We start from the raw sequence: 22,332 nt of genomic DNA, 5'->3' as shown, positions 1-22,332 counted from the left end.
CCATTCAGCTTTACCGTCCTGCACGGTTCATTACTGATGCAAACAAATCTGCCGCTGCCCCACTTCCCGAACGCATGTAATGTTCTGCATCGGTGTGGTCAAATCCCATCCAGACAGCTGCAGTCCACTTGCTCGTGTAACCGACGAACCACAGATCCCGATTACCCTCCCTGCCGATCCCAGGTACTGCTGCCTGTGTCGTTCCCGTCTTCCCCGCCACCTTATACCGGCTCAGCTGGGCCCGGCTGCCGGTTCCCTGGCTAACCACATTTTGCAGCATCATGGTCATTGTATTAGCCGTAGTGGACGTGATCACCTGCTTGTTCTCGGGTCGATACGCGTAAATGATTCGTCCATTCGTGTCCCTAATCTCCCGAATTAGATGTGCTGTATTGAATCTGCCATCATTCGCAAACACGGAATAGGCCTGGGCCATTTTCAGCGGCGATACGCCTTTATGTACACCTCCCAGCGCAATGGAGAGGTTGTAATCTTCCTGATCCAGTTCAATCCCCAGTCGGCTTGCAAACTCATGTGCCTGCTTCAGCCCCGTCTGATTCAGAAGCCATACCGCTGGTGCATTAATGGATTTCTGGAGTGCAAATGACATCGTGACAGAACCTCTATACTGTCCTCCCAGATTGCTTGGTCGATAACTGCCATACGACGTGCGTTTGTCAGGCAGCATGCTCTCCGGTTTAAAATGACCGGATTCCAGAGCTGGACCGTACGCAATAATCGGCTTAAATGCCGAACCAGGCTGCCTCGCGTCGGTGATTGCCCGGTTCATGCCACCTGTCACCGGATTTCGTCCACCCATCATCGCTTTCACTTCACCATTATGCTGATCAACAATAACCATACTGGCCTGTACCTGTTCATCTTTCCGATCATCACTAAAATGTGAGGGGTCACGGAATGCTTCCTCCATGGCTAGCTGTGCCTGGCTGTCGAGTCCGGTGTGAATGGTCCATCCTGCAGATTGAATATCCGCTTCTCGTTTGCCAGTAAGATGAGCAGCTTCCTCCATCACTGTATCCACCGCAGATATATAATCCGGCTTAGGTTGTTCTGCACCACCTGACACAGATGCTGCTTCAGGCGGCGTATAGTCTACGCGGCGTGCTTCCTGCATTTGTTCTCGGGTAATCAGCCCATGTTCGTACATGAGAGCTAGGATGACGGAGCGTCTGTGCTTGGATCGCTCATCATCATCCACCGGATTATAGATGGAAGGCCCCTTGGGAATACCCGCCAGCGTAGCGATCTGCCATAGCTCAAGCTGATGCAGGTCTTCATGGCCGAAGTAACGCCGCGCGGCGGCTTTTACTCCATACTGCTGGCGCCCCATATAAATATGATTCAGATACATTTCCAGCAGTTCATCCTTGTTAAATCTCTTCTCCAGCGAAATGGCTATCGACATTTCGTTCACTTTCCGCACCAGCGTTTTCTCTCCGTTCAAGTACAGATTTCTGGCCAACTGCTGCGTAATGGAGCTGCCTCCCTGACTCCAATCCATATGTGCGATATCCTGCACAACAGCCCGGCTTATACCGATATAATCGATCCCTTCATGCTGATAAAAACGGCGGTCTTCCGTAACCAGAAATGCCTGTATTAACAGCTCGGGCATGTCTTCGAGATCCGTATATTCTGCAAACCCGCTCGACTGCGTACGGAATCTGGCAATTTCAGCTCCAGTCGAGTCAGTAATAACGGTCGAAGAGGCTTGGGCTATGGCCTCCGGATGATTACGCACCATAGCCTCACCGTATAGAGCCATATAGAGAAAACCCATTAGTAACAAAACAACAACGACTACTGCTGCGTCAAAAATATAATAAATTCCCTTCTTTATCTTCTTTCTCAATATCCCTGCTCCTTGCCTTCCTGTTCTTCCGGGAAGGCATGTTCACGCGCATCCAGGTAAACGGACTCAAGCGCATGCTGTAACAGTAATGTCTGTTCATAGGCAAGCCTAACCCAATGCTCTATCTCAGCTTCGTCTCGGCAGTGTCCTTTCATGATTTCCTCCAGTGCAGAACGAACACCATACAGCGTCAGTTTGATCGGCAAATCGGATTGCGCCGAACCTCGCTGCACTTCATCTCTTTTCATCCTTTCATCAGCATGATTATCGAGACCTGGAGTATATTCAGTCATTGAAGCGAAACCTTCACGTCCACTCAACTTCCCCTTGTGCATGCGGAGCGCAACGTCATTCAGATTGGCTGCGATCTGCCGGAGCTCACCTCCATTCAACACCTCAATCGGGGCAGGGATCTGCCCTGCAGCCATCTCCTGTGTTACCAAGGTAATCCGGTTCATATCGTCTGAAATTTTCTGGGATCGAATCCAAAAGAACAGAGCAAATAAGGCTCCTCCGATGAATATCAAGAAGGGCCTTGTTCCGACATGGTTGATTCCCCAGTGGACCATACGAGTGAACCCTGTCGCCTCAGACAAGATGTGATGATAAGCGAAACGTGACATGCGATAAACGACAAACAGGAGCATGGCGCTAAGCAGCGCACTTGCTCCACAGATGTATATGTATCTTAATCTGACTGTACGTAATGAACCTCTCATATTCGGTCTCCTCCTCCATTTAAGTAGATCCTTGTGGATTGAGGTTAAGCTTACCGAATACTTCTTAATAAGGAAGTGGTTAACTTCTTATCATTTTCTTAAAATAGCTGCTTTTGTTACCTTCCCTGTTCCTCTGAAACATGATGAACAGAGGCAGGAGCCAGCGGGAAGCGGGTCACAAAATCCGTTCTGCCATTCTCACTGAATGCGGCGATATGGCCATTATGCAGCTCAATCATGGATTTGGCAATAGCGAGGCCAAGCCCCGTGCCTCCCGTTTCGCGCGAGCGGGATTTGTCGACCCGGTAGAACCTTTCGAATAAATGAGGCAGATCCTGAGCCGGGATAGATTCTCCATAATTACTGATACGGGTCACTGCTTCTCCCTCATCAAGGGATAATGCAATTTCAACAACTTTCCCTTGTGCTCCATACCGGATTGCATTGCTGAACAAATTCTCGTAGGCCCGGACAAGTTCTCCCGGAGCTGCCATAATCCAGAGCGGCTCCTGACCGCCAGTGATCTTGTACGTCATGCCTGCCTCTTCCAGCATGGGAGCAAACTCCTCAGCCAACTGCATCAGAAACGGATTCAGATTAAGCGGTGTCAGAGACAAGGGAAGGCTTCCACCGCTAACACGTGTATACTCGAATAAATCATCAATCAATTTCCTTAAGGTTAAGGATTTCTCATATGCAATGCTGACATAATAACGCATTTCAATCTCGTCCTGGTACCGATCCTTCTCGATGTACTCCAGGAAACCAAGAATGGAGGTCAGCGGGGTTCTAAGATCATGAGAGATACCCGTGATCAGGTCATTTTTGGCAGCTACCGCACTTCGCTCTTCCTGCAGCGATTGCTGCAATTGCTCGGCCATCTGATTGATGCTGGCAGCAACCACGCCGAATTCGTCCGATGTCTTCACCTCGATCCGGTGTGACAGCTCCCCTTTGGCCACCTCCTGGATGCCGTCAGTAATTTCATCCAGAACCAGCATCACCCTGCGCGTGAACAGGAAAAAGAACAGTACAAAAGCTAACACGCCGATCATAATCATCAGCGGAACAGAACCAACATGGTTAATCAGCCACCGGATTCCTCTGGCTGGAATGGAGTAATCGGGATATACCTGAGCTGCCAGAATCGATTGCACAACCTTGCTGCCGCCATACAGAATAGCTGCCGTCAAAATCCCGCTCAGCAGAAAGGCATAGATAAACTTCCACCGGACCGTATTAATCAATTTTGAATTCATTCACAAGACTCCCTGCTCATGTGCTTCAACTTCCATGCAACGTGGCGATATAATTGAGCATTTGTGTTACGGCTTAATCATTTTGTAGCCAACGCCCCATACAGTTTGAATAAACTTCGGATGTTTGCTGTCGACTTCAATTTTCTCGCGAATCTTCCGGATATGTACCATCACCGTATTATTGGATTCCATAAATTCTTCTTTCCATACCTGTCTGTAAATCTGCTCCATGCTTAATACAGAGCCTTGATGACGTGCGAGCAGTTCCAGCACGGCAAATTCTCGCGGAGTTAGCCGAACAGGCTGCTCGTCTACCCAGACCTCATGTGTATCCGTATTGATGACCAGATCATCGATGACCCATTCATGCTCCTTGTGTTCCCGTCCTTCATTGAACGTATAGTACCTGCGAAGCTGGGATTTGGCCCGGGCAACAAGTTCAAGGGGATTAAACGGCTTGGTCACATAATCGTCCGCACCAATGCTTAGTCCCGTTATCTTGTCGATATCCATGCTCTTGGCGGACAGCATGATGATAGGCATCTTCTGCTCTTCTCTGATCTTCATGCACGCTTCGATTCCGTCCATATTCGGCATCATGACATCCAGAATAATCAGATCGATCTGTTCTTTCTTCAGTTGTTCCAGTGCTTCGATTCCGTCACTTGCCGTCAAAACCCTGTAACCTTCATTGCCAAAATAAATCTCCATCAGTTTAATAATTTCCTGCTCGTCATCCACAAGCAGAATGGTAGCTGGCTGTGCCACGGCATTATTCCTTTCGATTCCATGAATCATTGATTCTTCAAATTATACCACCGGGGAACGAATCTGCGAAAATCATCATGATCTACCCGAACACGCTCAATCTTGTCCATCATGTCATTTGTCTCTTCCGGTTTCACCTGCTGGATCCACACCACAGAAGATACAAGCGCCATTGCTGTGTATAAGGAATACAACCTCCAGAACTGCTCGTCAGGCTCGTTACCGCCAAAGTAACCCTGGATCTGTCCAATGGAATAGGGAATGCTCGTCTCGGATGCAAACAGGCCCAGCTTCAGAAATTCATGAACCGGATCACCCTGGTCAAAGCGGTTGAAATCAATGACTCCTGCAAGCTTATCATCCTTGATGACAAGATTGCCCGGATGAAAATCATCATGCTGGAATCCATCGGGCCGATGTTTCATCCAGTCCAGATTCTCCTCGATAAATGCCAGAACATGCTGATCATGTTCCATTTTGACAGAACACTGTCTATACTTCTCCACATAACGCTGATGCTTCTTGCTCTTGCGTATGTACCATGATTCTGCTTGGTCCTCTACCTTGAATTGGTGCATTTTCCGCAGCTCAGCACCTGCTTGCACACCTATAGCCCACTGGCTCTGTTGGTTCATCTTCGGGAGCACCTTCGATGCGTCTTCACCCTCTATGTAGCTAAGCAGCATATAGCCATTATCTTCATCAAGTCTCCCCATGCTAACCGGTAACGGGCAGCGAACCCCCAACTCCTGCATGCCCGCCATGCATTGATATTCATTTCTTTTCAAGGGTTCTTGAGACAAGGCAAATGTGCGCAGCAACAAATCCCCTCGACCCGGGATTTTGACCTTGAACTTCAGATCAGAAGAATAACCTTCCGTTATTGGCAGAAGCTCCATCGTCTGTTGCAGCTTAAGAATATTTCGGAGCTTTTCTTTTAACGCATCATACATCATTTTCTGTCCCATTCCTCCTCCTAAATTATTGAAGCGTATGATCAGCTTGTTGGTCCAGTGTGCGTTACCTGCACCCGATTGCACGATTCTATGTATGGAGTAGATAGACACGATTCAGGAAATACCAAAATGTACTATGTAGTTCACTATGCAAACAATACTACGCCAGGCTCGATCCCCTCCAGAGTCAGCATCGTGTACAACTGTCCTCTGTGATGATAGATATGCCCCATCATTTCGAGCAGCCATTCCAAACGGCTGTATGAAGCCCCCCAAAAAGAGTCCGTTACCTTCAACAGTTCCTCTGTGTTAAACTGCCTGTACCGCTGATATAGATACATCCGATTCTCTGCTAGGGACTGCTTGATCTCGCTCAGCGTACGGGGATGATTCATCTCGTAGAACATCGTCATCTCTTCTTCCGTTGCACCTTCGGATATGTACACATCTGCACGGCAGATCAACGACAGATGAGACAGCAGTTCACCAACCGAGCGCTTCCCCTCAATCGGAGTTAAAGCCAAGTCCTGTTCGGACAGCTGATCACAGATGTCAATCAACGATGTGACTGCCACATCAATATGTTTGAATACGGATTCTATCATCCGAACCACTTCCTTTTTATCCCATTATACAGAACATATGATCTCATTTCAACCCAGACCATATCCCCTATATAAATAAACAGGTTGTGCACCAAAACCAACATTCACTGAACAAAAAATGAACAAAAAAATCCCTCTTCCATCATATGGACGGAAACAGGGACGTTTTTGTTGCTTCTATACATTTAATCCGGATCTTAGCTTGAATATAACGAACAATACGTTTGGTCGAATCTTCCGGCAAACAGATCCGATTTACGAATGAAAAATTGCAGTTCTCCGCAGTCCCACCACTGGAAACCAATCGCGTCATGGGTATCTATCTTAAGAAGGAGCAGCGTATCCTCCAGTTCCTGCCGTGTGCGTTCCGGATCTCCGCCATAATGGGCAGTCAGCTTGTTCTCGCATTTCTCTTCATCATACTCGTATTCTTCACCAAATACGATCTGTAACAGGGCTTGATGCTCTGCATCCGGGTGCTGGCCGTCAGGGTAACCGAACATTCCGCCCCAATTCTGGGTACTCGGATGATTCCAGTCTGATTCGAATTCAAGATACCGCTCATACAGCCCCCCTTCCGGGTCTGCCACTTCATTCTCGCCCGTCTGCTGTGCGGATAGTGCATTCAGCGCCTGGGCATCAACATAAGCATATGTAGGAAACTCCAAATTAGGCAGTACCGTAACGGCATGTGCAGCAAATTCGGTCTCCAGCGCGGTAACGCCTTCAGGCTCACGCCTAGTCAAGTTATGCGAATCCGGCTCATAGATCACATGATGTTCAATATTGTAGGCGGGCTCATCGACTCCAATAAAAAAGTAGAGCATTCCCCGTTCAGGCAAGCTCACGCGCCCATCATTCGGGGTATATGGAAGCAAGTCCACAAGATTCAGCTGGGCAAGAAAAGTCATCGGCACACCATCCTGTGTCAGCGGCCACTGGATATGCTCAGGGAGGTCCGGATTGCCGCCCACACGTGAATTGCCCGTTCGGCGATATTCATCGAGTGTCGATACATCCAGCCGGATTCCCCAGCGACTTGAGGATACCAATAGATCAGCGGCAGTGCCCAATCCGTACTCCTCCAGCGTTTTGCGAGCTTTTCTAGTCAGACGTTCACATTGTTCGGGTTTAATCATTCAGATCCTCTCCTTCAGCCAATACATCTATGGTGAGACATATTCACGTTCACACCTGTATATTCTTCCGGGACGAGTTCTTTCCCTGCTTGTGGTTAAAAAAAGAGACCCGCAGAACCATCCGCAGGTCTCCTTACATATACAACCTTGTTAACGAATCTGCTCGGACGAATCACGCTGTAAAGCCCGAATGTGCTCTTCTCCATCGAGAAACTCATGAGCCTGATGCGCAGCCATCACGCCATGGTAGCTAATATCCAGTCCCAGATCTTCCTCTTCTTCCGTGGAGCGAACAGGTACCATTTTGCTAATGAGCTTCAGACCGAACCATGTCATGACAAAGCCCCAAATGACAAGCGCCGCGAGTCCCAGTGCCTGAACACCGAGCAGCTTCCAGCCACCGCCCATGAATAACCCGCCGTCTGTGGCGAACAGCCCTACAGCAATCGTCCCCCACATCCCGGATGCCGCATGAACAGGGAAAGCACCAACCGGATCATCGATCCGGCGACGTTCAAGCCAATTGGTTGCTGCCATCATGAGCAGTCCGGATACCGCACCGATAAAGATCGCTGCTGCATCGCCAACAAATGCACAGCCTGCCGTAATCCCCACCAGACCGGCAAGGGATCCATTAATGACGGACGGAGCATCTGAACGTTTGAAGCGGAACAGCGTGTATAACATCGTAACCGCTCCACCCGAGGCAGCTGATAGCATGGTGACAATCGCAATATGGCCGATTCTTGCATCCGTAGCGCTCAGCGTGCTCCCGGCGTTGAAGCCGAACCAGCCAAACCACAACAGAAATGCACCTACGGAAGCAAGCGGAAGATTACTGGGAAGAGCAATGGCACTCACGCCATGAGGCGTGTATTTGCCTTTCCGCGGTCCAATAATGATTGCTGCAGCCAAGGCCGAGAATCCTCCCAGGGCATGAATGACAGCCGATCCTGCAAAATCCTGCATGCCCAGCTCGCTGAGCCAACCGCCGCCCCATGCCCAGTGACCGCCAACCGGGTATATTATAGCCGTCATCAAAATGATATACAGGAGGTAGGCCCGGAAGTTGATCCGTTCTGCTACCGCACCTGATACGATGGAAATAACAGCGATGGTGAACGCGGCCTGGAACAGCCAGAACGTTTCAAGCGATACAGGCACGTCGATATGAGACAGATCGCCATTCAGGAAGAATCCCGTAACTCCAACAAAACCGCCAGCATCAGAGCCGTACATCAATCCGAATCCAACAGCATAAAACAGTAATGTGCCTATCGTAATGTCGGCAAAAACCTTCATGATAATGTTCACACTATTTTTATAACGGACAAACCCAGCCTCCAGGAGGGCAAACCCACCCTCCATCAATAAAATCATGGCCGCACTCAGTACCACCCAGACCGTATCGATCCCGGAGCTTAACGTCTCCAAAGTCATGCTTGTACATCCTCCGTTTCACTAAGCTGTCTGATCTCGCGGATCATATCGGGCGGAAGCTCAATCTCCCCTTTCTCCTTGATGTGAGGATGCTCGATTTGCTCCATAATCCGATCCAGTTCACGAATATGACGGCGGATCTGTTCCATCTTGCGAAAGCGCTCCTTCACCTGCACCATATATTCCACGGCCTGATGATGGGAGGCAGGACGGCCTGCGAACCACTTCCGTACGGGCGACATGGATTGATAGGCGACTTCCTCCGCACGCTTCTTTTGTTCAAATTGTTCAATTTTATGTTTGAGGGTTCCAATCTCATTTTCTTTTTTGACCTTCAGCTGCTCGATAAGGTACAATAAATCGGACGATGATATTTGCAATGCTGTATGGTGGTACACCTCGTCGATCACTAACATATCATGTCAGGACTCCTTACATATCAAGTTACTTGTTACCGATTATAGTTTGCCGTGGTCTGCTCGTCAATCTTTTTTTGGAGTCCAATTATTTGGATGAGAAGTCGTTCTTCGCAGACGGCTTTATTTTTGGTTGTATAATTACACATAACAACATTAATTCGGCATGAACCCATGTATAAGGAGAGGAATGCACATGTTAACTCGCAATGACGATATTCGGCATGAGATCTGGCAGACCGTCTCGGAGCTGGACGAAGAACAATTGAACCGGAAACCTGCACCGGAGCAATGGAGTGTTATGCAGGTACTCCGTCACTTGAACCTGATGGAGCGCATCATCGTGAAGCAAGCTGAGCTTGCTCTGCAGAAGGAACAAAATGTGACCGTCGATAAAAAACCTTACGAACTTTCACTGGACCGCAGCCGTTCCCTTGATGCTCCGCCCCATCTGCAGCCTCCAGCAGAGCCGGAATCCCTAGCTGACGTTCGCCGGGATCTAGAACAATCCCATCAGGCATTGACTGATTTCGCCCAAAACAATGACTCCTCCCTGCTGCGGAGCAGGTCTTTCCCTCATCCTGTATTTGGAGAGATGGACCTTGCCCAGTGGGTTGATTTTGCAAGCTATCATGAAGAACGCCATCTCGGGCAGATCAAGGATATCAAGCAGGCGCTCGGATTCTAAGAGCTCTCCGCATCCAAAATAAACACGTAAAAAACCTCCAATGCACGTCAGCGTGAATTGGAGGTTTTTTTAGTTCGAAGTAGTCATTAATAATTAAAATACTGATCATGGCTCATGGCCTGACAGCAGATCATTCACATTATTTTTTTGCCCAAAATCGCCAGATCCCGGTTCACACCGTCCAGTACAGCCACTTCCGGATAGTAGCCCCATTGCTCAAAACCATGCTTGCGCAGCAAACCAAGACTTGGTTCATTATGTCCAAAGACAAAGCCCAGAATCGTTGTAATTCCCAGCGCAGGACAAGCAGCAAAAATCGTATTTAACAAACGTCCACCGGCCCCGATTCCCCGGCATTGCTCATCAACGTACACACTCACTTCCACTGTACCGTTGTAGGCTGGCCGCCCGTAAAATGAACTCAGACTGGCCCAGGCCACAACCTGTCCTTCAAGTCTCATCACCCAGAGTGGACGACGGTCCGGTGAATGCTCCTCAAACCAAGGCACGCGCTGCTCAACCGTAACAGGCTCCAGGTCTGCTGTCACCATCCGGCTCTCGATTGTGGAATTATAAATCTCCACAATTCTCGGCAAATCCTCAAGACGCGCATATTCAATCTGCACACGTTCCAGCTTCATGTCTACTCCTCCATCATTCCAGATCGAACTCTAGTATGACGAATATTATAACGGAGAAGGCAAGCAGACGTCATCCCCCAAACATTCCTATGCAAAGGCGAGGGAATAACATGAACGGTTTACTCCATTGAATTTAGTTGATTGCTTTACTCTCCACAGGTGAAGAAAGTCTAATCAAGGTCGATGGCTGTCCAAATGCCATGGAAGCATCTATAAAACTCTCTAGAGATTGAACAGAATCCGTCAAAACCTTGATTAAATAATTGTACGATCCAGCCAGCCGATGACACTCCATCACACTTGTATGATCTTTGCAAAACGCTGTGAACTGTTCACACTTTGTATTGTTATAGAGGATAAATGCTGTAATAGGTTTGTCTATTTTGTCCGGATTGATGATTGCTTTATAGCCAGCGATAATCCCTTTCTCTTCAAGCTTCTTAACTCTCTCGTTCACTGCAGGGGTAGATAACCCTACTTTTTTCCCTAGTTCCGTAAAGGAACACCGGGCATTTTCCTGCAAGTGTAATAGTATGTCTCGATCAATCTCATCCATGCTTATAACTCCTCATTAAGAATTTTAAGTGAAACCCTATTTTTTCAACTAAAAAGAAAGTCATTCTATAAAATTACAATCAGATCATTATGTAAGGGGAGCAACGGTTTTATTAAAATTAGATTAATAGAACGTTTCAAAAAATAAAAATACAGGAGGTCTTTACCTTGTCTTTAGAAATGAGAAATACATGTCAAACCTGCGAAAGCAGGCTCCATACGGATTCTTTAGCGTATATTTGTACGCATGAATGTACTTTTTGCCATGAGTGTACTGTGAAAATGAAGTATGTGTGCCCTAATTGTAAAGGAGAACTTGTACAAAGGCCAAGAAGTAAATCTTCAATGAGTTGTCCCCTTTCACCTGTTAAATGAACAAAAGCAGTCGATCATGGATCGGCTGCCTTTTTTTAAAATTTCTCGTTGAGCTTCCTTATTCCCTATCCTCAATATCCTTCATGAATTTCAAGACAGCTTCATTCATCTCCTTGGATTGGGTCCAATGAAGGTAATGATGACCTTGCAAAGGGATGATTGTACTCGCAGGATGATCCGTAAGTTGGGTTTGTAAAAAAGTAAATAAAGATTTACCATCCTCCCTCACCCTGTCATCTTCTCTGCTAAAAAACAACACAGGCATATCTGATGGAAAGGACATATGAGCTGTTTTTTTCACATTATCACCCAATTCATTGGTCTCTTGAACGACATTTTCGTTGTAAGCATTCCATGCTGTAATGGCTTTGGTCATTGCTAGATTCTTGTCCGAATAAGTACCCTCACTCGCAAGGGGAAGATAATTACGAGCATCCAGGGAGATGGCGAGTCTAGCCAATCCAGAGGGTGCCATATATCTCATATAACCTGGCATGGATGGAGGAGTTTCATTGAAGTAATCGAAAGCTGCTGGCCACGTTGCGTCTATGCCTACAACCGCCTTAACCTCTTCAGGATATTTATGAGCATAGTACATGCTATAAATTCCGGAAACAGAATGCGGCATTAATACATATGGCCCTGGGATATTCAATTGCTGCAGTGCACTTCTCAGTTCCCCAACAATGTGTTCCACCGTTCTTTTCTCATCGGTCATATCACTCCAGCCATATCCGAACGGCTCTACCACGACAACTTTGTTATGTGTGGACATTTCATTCATTAAAGGCTCAAAATCCAGTACAGGCGAGGCAGTTCCCAAGCCGCTTAATAATACAATAGTGTTTGGTCCGTCCCCTTTTGTGTAGACATGCATCCGTCCATTCTCCACTTGGGTATACTTTCCTAATGCCGGATATTTATCTCTTTCTGCCAGCTTCATGATGTGATGAAAGCAAATCCAGATGAGTACAACGGACAACATGAACACAAGCATCCTCTTGAAGATGGTTAGAATCTTACTTTTCTTTTTGATATTCAATTCATACTTGGCTCCCCTCCATATTTTTTCCGTCGTCAAAATGCCTTTTTCATTCCTCCATTTGTTATTAATGTTTTACCTTGGGAACGATCATAACCCTCCAGGTTAAAGGTGAAGTACGGACCCAGTTTAAGTTAAGTTTAAATTTTGGTTTTTTTCATCTTTCTTGATAGAAAAAAATAAAGAAGACCATACCTGCTGGCATGGTCTCCTTTATTCCGTTAGATTACTTCGTTTAAAGACGAGTTATAATCTATCTAGTTACCGATTTAATGGAGAGGATTGAAATTCCTCCGATAATTGCAAGAACAAATGACATGATAAAAATGGACGAGAACCCGATCTGAGCAATCATAAAAGCTGCAATCACTGGCGCAATCGCTTGTGTCACGGTATTCCCCAGGTTATAGATTCCCAAAAACAATCCAACTTGTTCCTTATCAGGAATAACTCTTAAATTCAATAGATTATCCAGGGAATTCCATATCCCCATTCCCAGGCCAGCCATAAACCCATAGATAATGATACCCACATCATTTTGCAGGAAGAAAAGGCTCAGTGCCCCGATTCCCAGTGCAATGGTCGACAAACCGACCGGTAGTTTCAAAATATTAAACTTATCGGAAATAGGCCCGGCAATAAAACCCATGACTATGCCAAAGATCAACATAATGATATTGATTAATTGCACTGACTGCTGTGTAGCTGAAGTATCTTTGTGCAAGAAATCTGTCATGATGAATAATAAGTAGCCTGTTATCGCAAAATTCCCAATCCCTTGAGATATCTTACCGATTAGCGCTAAGTAATAGTCACGGCCAACAGACCATTTTGGAAAAACAGCCAGTACCTCTTTGACTGAAAGCTTGTTCTTCTTTGGCAATGAGGATTTATCCATCTTTTCTTCCAGGTTCGATGGTTCACGTACAATAAACGCTGCAATCAGTGTACCGATGAATGTAATGATGCCGAAGATAATAAACCCTAAACGATATTGACTCAAGAAAACGGCTGCTAAAATCGTAAAACCATTGTTACCAAGCGCCATACCCAGTCCACCATAAGCTGACGAAGCTGTCCCTTTGCCGCTATCCGGCGCCAGATCCAACCAGGCAACCATTGGTGCGACAATGAAGTTTAATGCAATTTGACCAAGCATCCAACTTAGCAATAAAAAAGGAATGGAATTGGCCGTGGAAGCGAGGATCATGGCTAACATAAATACAAATGCCCCAGAGACGAGCCAAGGCGTCCGCTTTCCGAAACGTGATTTGGTGCGGTCAGAGAAGTATCCGGCTACCATATTCGAAATAGCTGCCACGATCATCCCTAATGCCGAAAACAGTGCTAAGATGTTGATTTTGTTTTCCGCATCCAACTGCTGTATCATTGCTGGCAAAAACAAGCTTGCTGTAGCAATATATGGCCCCAGCCAAGAAGCAGGCCCAATGATTAAACCTGGTACTAAACGTTTAAGCGGTATCGTTGTCATGTGTAATTTCCCCTCTGAAGGCTTAATCATTCTTAACTGAATAGAAGTCAAAATCTGCATATGAGTCATGCTGATGTGCATCAACCGAACCTATGAAGTTAAACAGCCCGGTAAACCCACCTATCTCACCTGGCTGACCGTTAACACCTTCATCAGATAAATACGCAGCATCAATCGTATTTGCTAATACTTGCCATTGTCCATCCGGTTCCAAGCGGTAAAAAATATCTGCAATGCCTGAATTATAGTTCAATTTCAGATCAATCACATTCTCAGGAACCGGGATCGTTTCTTGAAGCAATTCATTACGATTCCCTAACTTTGCTTGCAATACATTTAATACCGTTCCATGAGATAATTCGGAATAGGTTAAGTGAGCGTAGAGCCAGTTATTTGAATCATAGTAGAGTCCCATACCAGCCGTTTCCGAGTAGTGATCAGGGGTAAATTGAACCCTTGTTTGAAATTCATAATGAAATGATGTCACCCGAGTTGCCATCAATGCCGGATTCACTTGCGAAAAGAAAGAGTTCTCTCCGTATATACGCAAGTATCCGGGACGTTCCATCGTGTTTACCCAACCAGCTTCTTGATTTCGATATGGCGTCATAAACTGCACACCATAGGTTGCATCATCAAAATGATCATGAACGTCATGAGATGCTGGAGAAGATAATTGAACTCCCTCCATGCTCTTCACTTCCATTTTGGCCAAGTTGGACCCATCTTCCATTTCAAGCCAACCGTCCTGTGACCACTTCATTTTTTGAATTGACGTTTCCCGTCCCAACGGATTTAGCAGGGTACCTTCAAGAGGTCGAGACATGAGATGAGCAATATACCATTCACCCGTATGGGTTTGTACTAATGAGCCATGACCTGCTTTTTGCATTTTTGAAGTTGGATTGTACATTTCAAAATGTCCTGCATCCGGATCACCAAGTGAAAACAAATGCCTTGGTGAAGAGGTGATGATTGGCTCTTTGGAAGGATGCGGTTCATATGGTCCAAAAATATTTGTTGATCGTCCCATCTCTACACCGTGTGCATAGCCTGTTCCACCTGCTGCAATGATAAGGTAGTAATACCCGTTATGTTTATAAATCTGAGGTGCTTCTGCACAACCCCGGCTGGTAAACCCCTGGGTTACCCGTTGCCAAGTCCCGATAATCTTTCCTTCATCTAAATCAAACTCAGCTATTACAATATGCCCGGGTGCTTGATAGCCTTGACGCGTTTCCCATTCAAGTATGGAAATGTAGTGTCTTCCATCCTCGTCATGAAATATAGCTGGATCAAAACCAATGGATGTAAGATAAAGCGGTTCCGACCATGGCCCATTGATATGATCTGCCCATATTGCGTATGAATCGGCATTAAATTCACGACCTGCCATATTCGTCATGTGGGAATACGCGAGCCAATACTTCTTCGTGGATGCATCATAAGATAAATGGGGTGCCCAGATCCCAGCAGGTGTATACGTCCCCCGTAAATTGACTTCGCCCTCTTTCAATACAAAGTCAATGAGCTCCCAGTTTGCCAGATCTGTTGATTTGAAAATTTGTATCCCTGGATTCCAGTGAAAAGTGGACGTTGCAATATAGTATTCATCATCAACCCGGATAATCGACGGGTCTGGAGCCATTCCAGGTATTACAGGATTATTAATCATTGTCATTTCTCTAATCCCTTTCATAGTCATCTGTTTGGTTCAGCACTATTTTAAGCGCTTTCTATTTTATGGCGAGTCTTACCCTTTTTACTGAGATCGCCAGCAACAAATTGATACCGTTTTCTTTTTTGACTATAATAAACGTAAACTCTTGCTGAATATCGATAATAGAAGATATATCAAGGTCAGTTACGAAAGCGTTTCCCTGTTGCTTACTTATATTATAATAACGATTCATGTCGAATTTCGATTGCATCATTAACGTTTAATTTACCCAAATCAAAGGTGGTCACATGGATGGATCATAACATGCAAGCATTTATAGGCAGCACAACAGAACTTCTTCCACGCATTGATTGGAACATTCGCTTTTTTGGTGCCCACAAGCAAACGGTTCCTTCTCCATGGTCCATGACCAAAGAGTTCCATCATGCTTTTGAGATTTTAATTGTATTGGATGGTGCGCAAGAGACCGTTCTTGAAAATGAACAATATATCATTCAACAGGATGAGATTCTCCTTATTCCTCCTGGTTTTGAACATACCAACCATTGTATCTCTCCCGAATCCATGACCTATTTTTGCGCTCATTTTGATATTGATGAACCTGCTCTGCGTATGAAGATCATGAAAAACTGTGATTGGGTCTATACCCCTTCCAGTCCATATCACAATAGGTTAAGGACTTGTCTGCAAAAATGGATAGACATTCTAAATGATAGAGAAATATTGTTCGCTACGGCAAAGTTAAGGGCACAAGTGGTCCTCTTTGAACTATTAGAAATTCTGATGGATATCCAACCAACAACCACAGACGTAAGAACAAATCAATCCATCACGACAGCAAAATATGCGAAGGAAATTGCCGAAGCAATAAAGTGGACCTTCAAAAAAAGGTGCATTGAAACAAACGGTAGTGTAGATTTTACGATTCATATCCAACCGATCATTGCCTCCCTCGGCATCAGCCCCAACTACGGTTTGGAAGTCTTCCAAAAAATATATCAAATGTCGCCGCGAAAATACTTGTCCGATCTAAAACTTCAAGAAGCAAAGATATTACTACAGCAGCCCCAGTTGTCGCTGAATGAAATAGCAAATCGGTTAGGATACAAAAACCTTTCCCACTTTAGCCGGCAATTTAAGAGATGGACTGGAATAAATCCTTCGGAATTTCGGAAAAAGACTAGCATTTAACCGTTTAGCTTGGACTTCCTACATTCTCGTCCAAAACCAACACTGGAATGTGTTCAAACAATTCCACCTGTTAAAAGAAGCCAACTCGTCATAATGACAGGTTGGCTTCTCTTTTTGAATGGCTCTTTTCGTAAAAATTGTTGCTTATAATGATAACAATGAGTAATTTACTTTTTGTGGTATTATATAAATCAAAACGTCCTAAAAGGAGTGTGTAATAATGGATCGTGAGAGTACAATCATTATTTCCCCATTAAATTATGAACTAATAGAGGATATCAATAAGACAAATGATTCGTTTAACATATATGGTAGAGTTGTCCCCAGTCTACAATCAGGAAGATGGTCTTATACTGAAGAACTTTATGATGAAGCGAGAGAAACTCGTTTTCCAGATGACAACCTGGATTGGAGCCAATATATAAACCGAGAGGAACAAGCTTTGTTTTTAGCTTATATGAATAATACTTGTATAGGACAAATTAGAATCATTAAGGATTGGAATTGCCTCTGTTATATTGAAAATATTGCTACTAAAAAGGATTATAGAGGCAGTGGCGTCGGAAAGCTGCTCTTACATAAAGCAGAAGCGTGGGCCAAACAAAGAAAACTGATCGGAATGTCCTTGGAAGCACAAGATGATAATCTTGGTGCATGCCGATTTTATGTGAAACAAGGATTCATACTAGGTGGAGCTGACACACTGAAGCAGTCATATAACCCTAATATTGAAACCACTTTATACTGGTATAAGTTATTCAAGTAACAGTTGTGTAAATCTGTATAAATATCACTTCATATCAGAAACGTCCTGCCTATCAGCTGTGTTCGACATTTGTTTAATAACTCGATCCAACTGGCTGGTCAGATAAGGTGAAACATCGCCTATTCTGGACAATTCTTCTAGCAAGGGAAAGGTGTCTCCATTCCATGGCCCCTGTGGATCAAAAACTTGTCTGCCAATTCGCATATTGCCTGCTCTTATATAGGGTTTCAATCGTTCCAATCCCTCAACAATCAACTCATCCGGAAGGGCTTTGTTCCTGCGCCTTGACCATTCTACCAAGTAAGACATTCCCCGCAATATATCATATTCAAAAAATCTCGGGAAGCAGGGTTTCAGCCAGTCTGTATTAATGATGTTCCCATCATGTTTAGAACATACAAGACGATGCTCTATTAAATAGCGTGCACCTTCATCGAGAAACACGGCTTCCTGTTCCGTAAAATCGCGGTTTGTATGCCATAAGATAGCCTCCAGAGGCGGAAGGGTAGAAACAATAGAACTTTTATGGGAATGAACATAAGCATCAGGATCACAGTTCAATCCACCATCAGGTAACTGATATTTCAATAGCCATTCGCGAATCCAGGGAAGTTCATGATCCAAATCACAGCCATAAGCTTGGAGAATCATATAGTACACCGCAAGTTCACAATGACAGCAATCCATCTTCATTTTGTCACTTTCGCTTGTTGGATGATCATTGGGGGATACAATGAACTTCTGCCAGACTTGCGTTTCCAGCCAACCTTTCGCCTGGACAATAGCAGATTCGGGGATTTTGTCCACTTCTCCCATTTCGTGAATTGCTGCCATATGCCACCAGGCCCCATTCCATTTATGTCGGCTGTATTCGCTGCTGAACTTTAGGTTCGGGGAAGAATCCAAGAATCTGATCGATTCATCGATAGCTAAACAGATTGATTGATTATTTTCCATCTAACCTCGCTCCTTTTAACAACTGATTTCACGCTTAATTAAGACAGGTTCTCTTGCATTTTCACTCTGCCATCTACCGTAGTTATAACAGAGAGTTTACGAAATTCACCTCTGGAAAGAAGCTGTTCGGTCCTTTCATTAAGGTTCCATTTTGATGTTTTAGATATAAATTGAAGAAATCCAGCATGTAGGCACTGATAGCGAAGTTAGCTCTTTGGGGTGCAATCTTTCCTGTAATACCCAGCAGGTTGAAAATCGGTGAAATGAACTGTACATCGGTAAAATTCAAGTGTTCCGTATTTTCGATATAAAGGATTTGCCCCCCTTCGTCGGCCGCTAGTCGCATCCGTTCTAGCTCTAACTTTTTGTCTTCCGTTACTTGATCCTCCCACTCTCTTGTTGAGCCCATGCGTTTAAGTTCTTCATCCGTGTATACCCGGTTTTCCATCACCATTTTTAATTTTTCGAAATAGCTTTCCGAGTTGATAAACAAAAACGGCTTTTGCAGACCCTCTCTGTCACTCAAACGATAAAGCCCTCCATCAAGGTCTATTCCGACCGCGATTCGCGGATCGTATGAAGCGTCATAAGCGGTCGCTCCGCCGATGGAATGACCGAACACCCCAATATGATCGAGATCCAACCTTCCCTTTAGATTACTTGGGATCTGTCCCGATTGGATAAGCTCGAACTGGTCCAGCGTAAAGATTACATCGTTAGTTAACACTCCCCCCAACTTGTCGCGAATGCTTCTACTCTCCGTATAATCCTGATCCGGCGAAAATAAGTCGTTGGTTGTGTCGGTTGTGATTCGACCGTCCGGAAACTCGGTTGCAAATGTGTTGTAGGTGTGATCGATCACTGCCACGATATATCCGTGACTGGCGAGATGTTCGGCTTGCGTCGTGTGAAGGAACCTGGAAGAGCCAAAACCGGGACTTGCAAGGATCAATGGGTATGCGTTCTGTTTCGAAGAGACTTTGGCCTCCAAAAAAGAATGATTGGATACATACTGAAGGTGCTGAAACGTAAACCCGGGAAGGCCATAATTCCCAGCCATATAAGGTAAAATCTCCGTATCAGGAATAAAGGGAGCGTAATGGCCAGTGCCAGCCTGAGCCGGATACCATACCTGAACCATCAATTCCCTTTTACCTTTCGCGGTTTTCCCAAACGTCTCCTCGCGGCTTGAATCAATAAAATGGAAAGCTTGCGTGCCAACTTTCCACTCACCGGTTGGCACCGGAAGGTTGAAGACGGGAAATACGTAGAGGAGGCACCCTGTTGTAATTAGCCCTATCCCGACAAAAAATTTGCCGAGTACCTTTCGGATTCGAGAGACATTCCGAATGACTTTCGGCTTGATGAAAATGCCAATAAGCAAAATGATAAACATTAGGATTATGAATCCGTATAGAAATAAAAGTTGAATCCTGTATCCTTCGACAAGCAAGTGTACCACTACAAAAGTAAAGCTTGCCCCGCTTGTCCCGAGCAAGGTTGATTTTCGAATACGTTGATTATTGAGGAACAGGAGCACCAACAAGCAAACACTTAAAAAGATAAGCAGCATTTCTAAAGGCCTCACGCCAACTCCCCCTTAAAAATAATCCTATATGTGGATTAGTCTAAAGGAGCAGCTATGTGACTACCATTGATTTAAATGACAATAGCCTTACACACTTGTAAGAATCTTCAACATATTTCCCAGCTCTGTGAGGTGTTCAGAGGAGTGGCACTTATCAGAAATACTATGTTTTTGGATGTTGTTTTCTGTTTGTCTCTTCTTAATGAATTAATGAGTGGAAAATCACGAATAGAGGGAGCTCATTCCTGCATTTATGGCTTCTATTGACTTAAGTCAATGCAAGGAAAAAGCCCCTTGGATACAATAATGATGTTCAAACCCGTAAAAATTTTATAAGATTCTCTTCTTGATTCGACTTAGCGACTCAGGAGTAATGCCGAGATAACTAGCCAGTTGATGCTGTGGTACCCGGTCGATTAGAAAGGGGCGTTTATTTAGAAGTGTCTTGACCCGTTCTTCCGGCGAAGAAGCAATGAAAGAAGCGAATTCATCCTGGACCTGGCCCAAATTCTCCTCCACCATTCTGCGTGTCATGAATTCTAATTGGGGGTGTTTCTTGTACATGTCCATTTCCTTATCCAGATCGCCTACCACCATAACCGAATCTTCTACGCATACGAACGTGTAATCGGAAGACTTGTCTGTTTTATGATGATTAAACATCGCGATGGCTTGCTCTTCGGTAAAGAAATTTGAGGTGACCTCTCTGCCCCCCTCATCAATTGAATACTTTCTTACACAGCCTTTTAAGATGAAATAGCACGCTGTCGGGTTATCTCCTTGATTAAAGAGCACGGTACCTTTGGGGTACTCTTCCACATGGATTTCGTTCACTATGGCTTGCTGATCTTTCTGATCAAGAGAAGTCCATTTTGACAGGTATTTGTACAGGATGTCTTTCATTGTCTCTGGTCTTCACCTCTTTCTCTGTCTTTACTTTCCCTATCCATTTTCTTACGTCAAGAGCATCATGTAAATGTCTATTACCGTAAATTACCGTTAGGAGGGTTACCATGAGAGCTATGGTTCAAATTTCGTACGGTCCACCGGACGTGATTGTATTGCAAGAAATCGCGAAACCATCGCCTAAAAGCAAGGAACTGCTCGTACGTATTCAAGCTACCACAGTAGGACCATCGAACTGCGCGTTCCGCAAAGGTGATCCGTTTATGATTAAACTGTTATACGGGTTGTCCAAGCCAAAATTTGAAATAGGAGGAACTGAATTTGCTGGAGTGATCGAAGCGGTCGGCAAGGAAGTACAGCATTTTAAGCCAGGAGACCGCATTTTGGGAATGAGTGTCAAGGATTTCGGTACTTACGCTGAATATATGTGTATCTCAGAAGATAGCCCTCTTGCACTTATTCCCGCCAATATTACCTTTGAAGAAGCCGTCGGCATTTGTGACGGGGGTACTACTGCGTTAACATTTTTAAGAGATCAGGCAAAATTGCGAAAACGACAGAAAGTGCTGATTAATGGCGCCTCAGGCGCCGTCGGTATTTATGCCGTGCAATTAGCCAAATTTTTTGGTGCTGAGGTAACCGGTGTTTGTTCCAAATTGAACGAAAGTCTGGTAAGGAATGCAGGGGCAGACTTCGTTATAGATTATACCCGGGAGGATTTTACGAAGTCGGATAAGGCTTATGATATTGTTTTTGATGCTGTAGGCAAACGCTCTTTCATGGAATGCAAGCGTGTGCTTACAGCCGCGGGAATGTATCTGACTACCGAACCTCGGTTGTCTACCCTGATTCAGATGATGTGGACATCTTTGTTCAAAGGCAAACGGGCTATCTTCGCCACTGCAGGTCTCATGCAAAACAAAGCGAATTTGAAATTTCTTATGGAGCTCACTAACAATGGCACTCTGAAGGCTGTAATCGATCGTCGATTTCCTTTGGAGTGTCTGCCTGATGCTCACAAGTACGTAGAGACCGAACGCAAAAAGGGAAACGTGATTATTCAGATCTAAAGAAATCGCGCCATAACTACCAATCATTAAGCAAGAATTCGGGAATCAATTTGGGAATAAGTTAGACTTATGATTGTGGGTAAGGTATCCTCCCCTCAAATTAAGAAAAGCAGCGGATCACATGGATCAGCTGCTTTCTTTGCATGATTGAGTTATCGTTTTCCGTTAGACAGACAGAATATACGGCAAGATAGGTGGATTGAAT

The 22,332-nt window shown here is 45.0% G+C and carries 22 protein-coding genes; 5 read left to right on the top strand and 17 right to left on the bottom strand.

All coding sequences use genetic code 11. From position 1 onward, the window contains the following. Positions 1-10 precede the first annotated feature (10 nt). The 9 genes from AC3WQ3_RS06060 to AC3WQ3_RS06020 all read right to left on the bottom strand — a co-directional run bounded on the left by AC3WQ3_RS06060 (position 11) and on the right by AC3WQ3_RS06020 (position 9,175). Positions 11-1,873: a transglycosylase domain-containing protein gene (locus AC3WQ3_RS06060; RefSeq protein ID WP_492471706.1), complete on the bottom strand. Its 1,863-nt coding sequence runs from the start codon at positions 1,871-1,873 to the stop codon at positions 11-13. After that, positions 1,870-2,592 (bottom strand): HAMP domain-containing protein, encoded by a 723-nt coding sequence (locus AC3WQ3_RS06055; protein WP_492471705.1) that lies wholly within the window; start codon positions 2,590-2,592, stop codon positions 1,870-1,872. The genes AC3WQ3_RS06060 and AC3WQ3_RS06055 overlap by 4 nt, the downstream gene beginning before the upstream one ends. A gap of 116 nt (positions 2,593-2,708) precedes the next feature. Beyond that, complete coding sequence (locus tag AC3WQ3_RS06050; RefSeq protein WP_492471704.1) at positions 2,709-3,851, bottom strand: sensor histidine kinase; 1,143 nt, start codon at positions 3,849-3,851, stop codon at positions 2,709-2,711. A gap of 66 nt (positions 3,852-3,917) precedes the next feature. Continuing rightward, positions 3,918-4,649 carry a response regulator transcription factor gene (locus AC3WQ3_RS06045; RefSeq protein ID WP_492471703.1) on the bottom strand — a complete coding sequence of 244 codons (732 nt, stop codon included), beginning with the start codon at positions 4,647-4,649 and terminating at the stop codon, positions 3,918-3,920. Beyond that, positions 4,646-5,587, bottom strand: a complete 942-nt coding sequence (locus AC3WQ3_RS06040) for an aminoglycoside phosphotransferase family protein (protein WP_492471702.1) — start codon at positions 5,585-5,587, stop codon at positions 4,646-4,648. Before AC3WQ3_RS06040 ends, AC3WQ3_RS06045 begins: the two co-directional genes overlap by 4 nt. Before the next feature lie 134 nt (positions 5,588-5,721). Next, positions 5,722-6,180, bottom strand: coding sequence for a DinB family protein (locus tag AC3WQ3_RS06035; RefSeq protein WP_492471701.1), 459 nt, complete (start codon positions 6,178-6,180; stop codon positions 5,722-5,724). A 197-nt stretch (positions 6,181-6,377) separates the two neighbouring features. Beyond that, a complete protein-coding gene (locus tag AC3WQ3_RS06030; RefSeq protein WP_492471700.1) occupies positions 6,378-7,319 on the bottom strand; it encodes a YwqG family protein in 942 nt (313 codons plus the stop codon). 150 nt (positions 7,320-7,469) lie between these two features. Further along, complete coding sequence (locus AC3WQ3_RS06025; RefSeq protein WP_492471699.1) at positions 7,470-8,759, bottom strand: ammonium transporter; 1,290 nt, start codon at positions 8,757-8,759, stop codon at positions 7,470-7,472. Then, entirely contained in the window at positions 8,756-9,175 is a 420-nt protein-coding gene (locus AC3WQ3_RS06020; RefSeq protein ID WP_127539634.1) for a hypothetical protein, read from the bottom strand. Before AC3WQ3_RS06020 ends, AC3WQ3_RS06025 begins: the two co-directional genes overlap by 4 nt. A gap of 196 nt (positions 9,176-9,371) precedes the next feature. Here AC3WQ3_RS06020 and AC3WQ3_RS06015 point away from each other — a divergent pair, with 196 nt between their 5' ends. Beyond that, positions 9,372-9,863: a DinB family protein gene (locus AC3WQ3_RS06015; protein ID WP_492471698.1), complete on the top strand. Its 492-nt coding sequence runs from the start codon at positions 9,372-9,374 to the stop codon at positions 9,861-9,863. Between the two features lie 134 nt (positions 9,864-9,997). On the opposite strand, the gene AC3WQ3_RS06010 is transcribed toward AC3WQ3_RS06015, so the two are convergent. Further along, positions 9,998-10,504, bottom strand: coding sequence for a GNAT family N-acetyltransferase (locus tag AC3WQ3_RS06010; protein WP_286458640.1), 507 nt, complete (start codon positions 10,502-10,504; stop codon positions 9,998-10,000). A 133-nt stretch (positions 10,505-10,637) separates the two neighbouring features. Next, complete coding sequence (locus AC3WQ3_RS06005) at positions 10,638-11,060, bottom strand: winged helix-turn-helix transcriptional regulator (protein WP_154892485.1); 423 nt, start codon at positions 11,058-11,060, stop codon at positions 10,638-10,640. Positions 11,061-11,227: 167 nt separating this feature from the next. On the opposite strand from AC3WQ3_RS06005, the gene AC3WQ3_RS06000 reads away from it, so the two are divergent. Beyond that, the gene (locus tag AC3WQ3_RS06000) at positions 11,228-11,434 is read left to right on the top strand and encodes a DUF1272 domain-containing protein (RefSeq protein ID WP_492471697.1); all 207 of its coding nucleotides are present in this window, start codon (positions 11,228-11,230) and stop codon (positions 11,432-11,434) included. Positions 11,435-11,492: 58 nt separating this feature from the next. Here AC3WQ3_RS06000 and AC3WQ3_RS05995 read toward each other — a convergent pair whose 3' ends face one another. From AC3WQ3_RS05995 to AC3WQ3_RS05985, 3 genes are all read right to left on the bottom strand, one after another. Continuing rightward, a complete protein-coding gene (locus AC3WQ3_RS05995) occupies positions 11,493-12,419 on the bottom strand; it encodes an alpha/beta fold hydrolase (RefSeq protein WP_492471696.1) in 927 nt (308 codons plus the stop codon). A 310-nt stretch (positions 12,420-12,729) separates the two neighbouring features. Continuing rightward, entirely contained in the window at positions 12,730-13,968 is a 1,239-nt protein-coding gene (locus AC3WQ3_RS05990; protein ID WP_492471695.1) for an MFS transporter, read from the bottom strand. Positions 13,969-13,990: 22 nt separating this feature from the next. Further along, entirely contained in the window at positions 13,991-15,667 is a 1,677-nt protein-coding gene (locus tag AC3WQ3_RS05985) for a glycoside hydrolase family 43 protein (RefSeq protein ID WP_492471694.1), read from the bottom strand. Between the two features lie 273 nt (positions 15,668-15,940). Here AC3WQ3_RS05985 and AC3WQ3_RS05980 point away from each other — a divergent pair, with 273 nt between their 5' ends. Continuing rightward, positions 15,941-16,840: a helix-turn-helix domain-containing protein gene (locus AC3WQ3_RS05980; RefSeq protein WP_154892488.1), complete on the top strand. Its 900-nt coding sequence runs from the start codon at positions 15,941-15,943 to the stop codon at positions 16,838-16,840. Between the two features lie 220 nt (positions 16,841-17,060). Beyond that, positions 17,061-17,606, top strand: coding sequence for a GNAT family N-acetyltransferase (locus AC3WQ3_RS05975; RefSeq protein ID WP_492471693.1), 546 nt, complete (start codon positions 17,061-17,063; stop codon positions 17,604-17,606). Between the two features lie 24 nt (positions 17,607-17,630). On the opposite strand, the gene AC3WQ3_RS05970 is transcribed toward AC3WQ3_RS05975, so the two are convergent. From AC3WQ3_RS05970 to AC3WQ3_RS05960, 3 genes are all read right to left on the bottom strand, one after another. Next, entirely contained in the window at positions 17,631-18,563 is a 933-nt protein-coding gene (locus AC3WQ3_RS05970) for a prenyltransferase/squalene oxidase repeat-containing protein (protein WP_492471692.1), read from the bottom strand. Positions 18,564-18,645: 82 nt separating this feature from the next. After that, on the bottom strand, positions 18,646-20,151 hold the full coding sequence (locus AC3WQ3_RS05965; protein WP_492471691.1) for an alpha/beta hydrolase family protein: 1,506 nt from the start codon (positions 20,149-20,151) through the stop codon (positions 18,646-18,648). Positions 20,152-20,481: 330 nt separating this feature from the next. Next, complete coding sequence (locus AC3WQ3_RS05960; RefSeq protein WP_336780995.1) at positions 20,482-21,054, bottom strand: Crp/Fnr family transcriptional regulator; 573 nt, start codon at positions 21,052-21,054, stop codon at positions 20,482-20,484. Between the two features lie 110 nt (positions 21,055-21,164). Here AC3WQ3_RS05960 and AC3WQ3_RS05955 point away from each other — a divergent pair, with 110 nt between their 5' ends. After that, entirely contained in the window at positions 21,165-22,127 is a 963-nt protein-coding gene (locus AC3WQ3_RS05955; protein WP_336780996.1) for an NAD(P)-dependent alcohol dehydrogenase, read from the top strand. Positions 22,128-22,332 lie beyond the last annotated feature (205 nt).

Source organism: Paenibacillus sp. FW104-T2, from assembly GCF_058789975.1.
The sequence above is the reverse complement of the archived record's forward strand: the minus strand, read 5'-3'. Positions and strand labels throughout refer to the sequence as shown.

Coding starts and splice junctions, on each gene's coding strand:
- AC3WQ3_RS06055 (WP_492471705.1), bottom strand. CDS start 2,592: ATGAGAGGTTCATTACGTACAGTCAGATTAAGATACATATACATCTGT.
- AC3WQ3_RS06050 (WP_492471704.1), bottom strand. CDS start 3,851: ATGAATTCAAAATTGATTAATACGGTCCGGTGGAAGTTTATCTATGCC.
- AC3WQ3_RS06045 (WP_492471703.1), bottom strand. CDS start 4,649: ATGATTCATGGAATCGAAAGGAATAATGCCGTGGCACAGCCAGCTACC.
- AC3WQ3_RS06040 (WP_492471702.1), bottom strand. CDS start 5,587: ATGGGACAGAAAATGATGTATGATGCGTTAAAAGAAAAGCTCCGAAAT.
- AC3WQ3_RS06035 (WP_492471701.1), bottom strand. CDS start 6,180: ATGATAGAATCCGTATTCAAACATATTGATGTGGCAGTCACATCGTTG.
- AC3WQ3_RS06030 (WP_492471700.1), bottom strand. CDS start 7,319: ATGATTAAACCCGAACAATGTGAACGTCTGACTAGAAAAGCTCGCAAA.
- AC3WQ3_RS06025 (WP_492471699.1), bottom strand. CDS start 8,759: ATGACTTTGGAGACGTTAAGCTCCGGGATCGATACGGTCTGGGTGGTA.
- AC3WQ3_RS06020 (WP_127539634.1), bottom strand. CDS start 9,175: ATGTTAGTGATCGACGAGGTGTACCACCATACAGCATTGCAAATATCA.
- AC3WQ3_RS06015 (WP_492471698.1), top strand. CDS start 9,372: ATGTTAACTCGCAATGACGATATTCGGCATGAGATCTGGCAGACCGTC.
- AC3WQ3_RS06010 (WP_286458640.1), bottom strand. CDS start 10,504: ATGAAGCTGGAACGTGTGCAGATTGAATATGCGCGTCTTGAGGATTTG.
- AC3WQ3_RS06005 (WP_154892485.1), bottom strand. CDS start 11,060: ATGGATGAGATTGATCGAGACATACTATTACACTTGCAGGAAAATGCC.
- AC3WQ3_RS05995 (WP_492471696.1), bottom strand. CDS start 12,419: ATGTTGTCCGTTGTACTCATCTGGATTTGCTTTCATCACATCATGAAG.
- AC3WQ3_RS05990 (WP_492471695.1), bottom strand. CDS start 13,968: ATGACAACGATACCGCTTAAACGTTTAGTACCAGGTTTAATCATTGGG.
- AC3WQ3_RS05985 (WP_492471694.1), bottom strand. CDS start 15,667: ATGAAAGGGATTAGAGAAATGACAATGATTAATAATCCTGTAATACCT.
- AC3WQ3_RS05980 (WP_154892488.1), top strand. CDS start 15,941: ATGGATCATAACATGCAAGCATTTATAGGCAGCACAACAGAACTTCTT.
- AC3WQ3_RS05975 (WP_492471693.1), top strand. CDS start 17,061: ATGGATCGTGAGAGTACAATCATTATTTCCCCATTAAATTATGAACTA.
- AC3WQ3_RS05970 (WP_492471692.1), bottom strand. CDS start 18,563: ATGGAAAATAATCAATCAATCTGTTTAGCTATCGATGAATCGATCAGA.
- AC3WQ3_RS05960 (WP_336780995.1), bottom strand. CDS start 21,054: ATGAAAGACATCCTGTACAAATACCTGTCAAAATGGACTTCTCTTGAT.
- AC3WQ3_RS05955 (WP_336780996.1), top strand. CDS start 21,165: ATGAGAGCTATGGTTCAAATTTCGTACGGTCCACCGGACGTGATTGTA.